Origin of the sequence: Superficieibacter electus, assembly GCF_002915575.1 — a bacterium.
GTDB lineage: Bacteria > Pseudomonadota > Gammaproteobacteria > Enterobacterales > Enterobacteriaceae > Superficieibacter > Superficieibacter electus.
Genome location: NZ_PQGD01000056.1, coordinates 1 through 4,563, shown reverse-complemented (window position 1 = coordinate 4,563; position 4,563 = coordinate 1). Strand labels below are relative to the sequence as shown.

The 4,563-nt window shown below is 52.7% G+C and carries 4 protein-coding genes; 2 read left to right on the top strand and 2 right to left on the bottom strand.

The window, feature by feature from the left end:
• Positions 1 to 122 precede the first annotated feature (122 nt).
• Positions 123 to 1,052 (top strand): ribokinase, encoded by a 930-nt coding sequence (gene rbsK / locus CHU32_RS27505; protein WP_103678819.1) that lies wholly within the window; start codon positions 123 to 125, stop codon positions 1,050 to 1,052.
• 3 nt (positions 1,053 to 1,055) lie between these two features.
• Entirely contained in the window at positions 1,056 to 2,054 is a 999-nt protein-coding gene (rbsR, locus tag CHU32_RS27500; RefSeq protein WP_103678820.1) for a ribose operon transcriptional repressor RbsR, read from the top strand.
• Here rbsR and mdtD read toward each other — a convergent pair.
• Positions 2,051 to 3,442 (bottom strand): multidrug transporter subunit MdtD, encoded by a 1,392-nt coding sequence (gene mdtD / locus CHU32_RS27495; protein ID WP_103678821.1) that lies wholly within the window; start codon positions 3,440 to 3,442, stop codon positions 2,051 to 2,053. The two genes, rbsR and mdtD, sit on opposite strands and share 4 nt — an antisense overlap.
• 2 nt (positions 3,443 to 3,444) lie before the next feature.
• The gene (locus CHU32_RS27490; RefSeq protein ID WP_103678822.1) at positions 3,445 to 4,155 is read right to left on the bottom strand and encodes a FadR/GntR family transcriptional regulator; all 711 of its coding nucleotides are present in this window, start codon (positions 4,153 to 4,155) and stop codon (positions 3,445 to 3,447) included.
• Positions 4,156 to 4,563 lie beyond the last annotated feature (408 nt).

Below are 4,563 nucleotides of genomic sequence, written 5' to 3'. Positions count from 1 at the left end.
TTTCATCCTCTCTATTATTTTCTTTTTTATTTTTATATTTTAAATAAAACATAATAATAAACACCCCCCCCCCCCCCCCCCCCCCCGCCCCCCGCCCCCCCACTTCAAGGGACATTCCGGACATGAAAAACGCAGGCAATCTCGTTGTTCTTGGCAGCATTAATGCCGATCACATTCTTAATCTCACTGCCTTTCCCGCCCCCGGCGAAACGGTTACCGGCAATCAGTATCAGGTCGCGTTTGGCGGTAAAGGGGCAAATCAGGCGGTAGCAGCCGGACGTAGCGGTGCCAGGATCGCATTTATCGCCTGTACCGGCGATGATGACACCGGAGAGCGCATTCGCGCGCAGCTGGTGAGCGATAATATAGATGTTGAACCTGTCAGCACCATTGCGGGCGAGTGTACTGGTGTGGCGCTAATCTTCGTGAATGGCGAAGGCGAGAATGTGATCGGGATTCATGCGGGAGCCAATGCTGCGCTCTCTCCTGCACTGGTGGAGGCTCAGCGGGAGAGAATTGCTCAGGCGTCAGCCCTGCTGATGCAGCTTGAGTCACCGATTGAAAGCGTTCTGGCGGCGGCAAAAATTGCCCATCAGCATCAGACTACCGTTGCGCTTAATCCCGCGCCCGCCCGCGAGTTACCGGATGAACTGCTGGCGCTGGTGGATATTATTACGCCAAACGAAACCGAAGCAGAAAAGCTGACCGGTATTCGCGTTGAAAATGATGACGACGCAGCGAAAGCGGCACAGGCGTTACATGATAAAGGCATCAAAACGGTCATTATTACGCTGGGCAGCCGTGGCGTCTGGGCCAGTGTGGAAGGCAAAGGCCAGCGCGTTCCGGGCTTCAGAGTCAACGCGGTTGATACCATCGCAGCAGGAGACACCTTTAACGGCGCGCTGATCACGGCGCTGCTGGAACAAAAACCGCTGGCAGAGGCGATTCGTTTTGCGCACGCGGCGGCGGCGATTGCCGTTACACGTAAAGGCGCGCAGCCGTCTGTGCCATGGCGGGAAGAGATCGACCAGTTTTTGCATCAGCAGGAGTAAAGATTGGCTACCATGAAGGATGTTGCCCGCCTGGCGGGCGTTTCCACCTCAACGGTGTCTCATGTTATTAATAAAGATCGCTTTGTCAGTGAAGCTATTACTGACAAAGTGACTGCCGCGATCAAAACCCTCAACTATGCGCCCTCTGCACTGGCGCGAAGCCTGAAATTAAACCAAACCCGTACCATCGGGATGCTCATTACCGCCAGTACCAATCCTTTTTATTCCGAGCTGGTACGCGGGGTTGAGCGTAGCTGTTTTGAACGTGGCTATAGCCTGGTGCTATGTAATACTGAGGGTGATGAGCAACGGATGAATCAGAACCTTGAAACGCTGATGCAAAAACGCGTCGATGGTCTGCTGCTACTGTGTACCGAAACTCATCAGCCTTCGCAGGAGATTATGCAGCGTTATCCCTCCGTTCCTACGGTGATGATGGACTGGGCACCCTTCGATGGTGACAGCGATCTGATTCAGGATAACTCTCTGCTGGGGGGCGATGTAGCGACGCAGCATTTAATTGACCGTGGTTACACCCGGATTGGTTGTTTGACCGGACCGCTGGATAAAACGCCAGCTCGCCTGCGTCTTGAGGGATACCGGAAAGCCATGCGCCGGGCCGGGCTTGCGATCCCGGAAGGATACGAAATTACCGGTAATTTTGAATTTGGCGGCGGTTTTACCGCAATGCAGCAGTTGCTCGCGCATCCGGTTCCGCCTGAAGCGGTATTTGCCGGGAATGATGCTATGGCCGTAGGAGCCTACCAGGCACTTTACCAGGCGGGCAAACATATTCCTGAAGACATGGCTATTGTGGGATATGACGATATTGAGCTGGCGCGCTATATGACGCCGCCGCTGACCACGATCCATCAGCCAAAAGATGAACTGGGCGAGCTGGCCATTGACGTGCTTATTCATCGTATGGCGCAGCCCGATCAGCAACAGCAGCGAGTTCAGCTTACACCGGAGCTGGTGGTTCGTGGCTCTACGCGAAATTAATGACGTTCTTTTATCAGATTTCGTCCGTCTTTTGGTCGTAGCAGCATAAATACGGCAGCGGAAAGTATCGTGATTGCGCCCATCGTAATAAAGGTATAGTGGAACTGCTCCACCGTATTGGCGTTATCAAACCCTTCGTAAAAGCGAAGTACCGCCGCGCTGATAGCGACGCCCAGACTGATCGATAGCTGCTGGGTCACAGCCAGCATGCTGTTACCGCTGCTGGCGTTTTCATCGGTCAGGTCGGCCAGCGTAATCGTATTCATCGACGTAAACTGGGTCGACATGGCCATTCCCAGAATAAATAGTGGGAGAAGCATCAGCCAAATGGGGTACGCGGGAGACTGCAGCGAAAATTGCGCAATCATCAGCCCGATAAACACGGTAATGCCAACCAGCGTACGACGATAGCCCAGCCGCCGAAGTACCTGCGTCACCATCGACTTCGCCAGAATGGAGCCTATCGCTGTGGGAGCCATCATGCATCCGGCAATCAGCGCCGGATAACCAAAGCCGACCTGCAACATCAGCGGCATCAGAAATGGAACGCAGCCTGAACCCAGCCGCGTTGCGAGGTTGCCGGCGATGCCAACGGAGAAGGTCCGCGTTTTAAATATCGGCAGGGCAATAAGCGGATTCGGATGACGGCGGGCATGGCGTATATAACTCAGCAATAAAAGGATACTCAGGGCGATAATGGTCAGCGCAATCCACGTTGCCACAATTTTCTCACCAAATAACTCCATGCCGCTGGAGAACAGTACCAGCCCCAGGCCAAAAAGAAGAAAGCCGCTCATATCAAAGCTGCGCCGGGGCGTGGTGAAATTCGGCATATATTTACGCGCATAAAACAGCCCCGCGATGCCGATCGGAATATTAATCAGGAAGATCCAGTGCCAGCTTGCCCAGGTAACCAGCACGCCACCGAGCAGAGGACCGAGTATCGGACCGACCAGGCCGGGCATCGTCACAAAATTGAGTACCGGCAGAAGTTCGCTGCGCGGATAAGCCCGTAATAATGCCAGGCGCGCCACTGGCATCATCATCGCGCCGCCAATGCCCTGAATGATGCGGAAGATAACCAGCGCGGTGAGAGAGCCTGAAAGCGCGCAGGCCAGGGAGCCGAGCGTAAACAAGCTGACCGCCGTCATAAAAATCTGGCGGGTACCGAAACGATCCGCCAGCCAGCCGCTGACCGGGATAAGCATAGCGACCGTTAACGTATAACTAATTATGGCCGATTGCATGGCTAACGGGGAGCGATCAAGGCTTTGCGCAATGGCGGGGAGAGCGGTGTTGAGTATGGTGGCATCCAGCGCCTGCATAAAAAAGGCCATTGCCGCAATCCACGGCAAACCGGCCATGCTAATTCCTTTTTTCCTGGTCATGCTTACTCCTTCGTTTTTGGCGAGCGGTTCGGCGCAATTAATAGCGCCTGACAGGCAAGCTGCGCCCGATGACCATCGCTGTCCTGAATAGCGTCAACAATAGCCTGATGCGATTCAAGTTTGATAACTTCATTATGCGTAATAGAAGTAAAGTAAATATGGTAGACCGACTGAAACAATGTTGCGAAAGAGGTCAGGAAGGGATTGCCGCTCATTTTATAGATGAGTTCATGCCAGGCCATATCCACATCTATCCAGCGATCGCGTTGAAAGTTCTGCTTCAGATAGAGCATCTCCTCCATTAGAGTATTCAACTGTGCTTTTTGTTCAGCGCTGCCCTGAGTTGCCGCCAGTAAGCATGCCTGAGGCTCCAGACTACTGCGCATAACAAGGAAATGCTGCACGACATCCTGGAAGTTGTCTTCTGTCATCCACCATGAAAGTAATTCCTTATCAAGGAAGTTCCAGTCACTCTGAGGCATCACGCGCGTGCCTATACGCGGACGGGGTAACACCATACCTTTTGCCGTCAGTGTTTTTACTGCCTCCCGTACCGCAGTTCGGCTTACGCCGTATTGCTCGCCCAGCTCTATTTCACCAGGCAGGATGCTTTCTGGTGCATAGACACCCTGTAAAATCTTCTGCGCCAATTTCTCTGCCAGCACATATGAAAGGTTCTTTTGAGCCGCCAGCTGCTGTGCACTTAATTTCATAAATGCTGTTCCTTAATCTTTTTCACGCTTTCAAGTATGCCATTTGTGGCTGAAGTCGGCGGTAAAAACAGCATTTGAAGCATTATGTGGCGTAACAAGCAGCAGATTGGTGAAAAAGCGTGCGCTTGGTAAATTATTTTAAATTTATGCTTGTCAGCACGGAATAACTCCCTATAATGCGCCTCCACTGACACGGCACAACGGCAAACACACCGGCCCGTCAGCGAAGCACCTCCGGGAGCTTCGGCAGAGAAAAGCAAAATTAATGCTTGACTCTGAAGCGGGAAAGCGTAATATGCACACCCCGCGCCGCAGCGAAAAGCGAAGCGGCACTGCTCTTTAACAATTTATCAGACAATCTGTGTGGGCACTCAAAGTGACATGGATTCTTAAATGTCTTCGGACAAA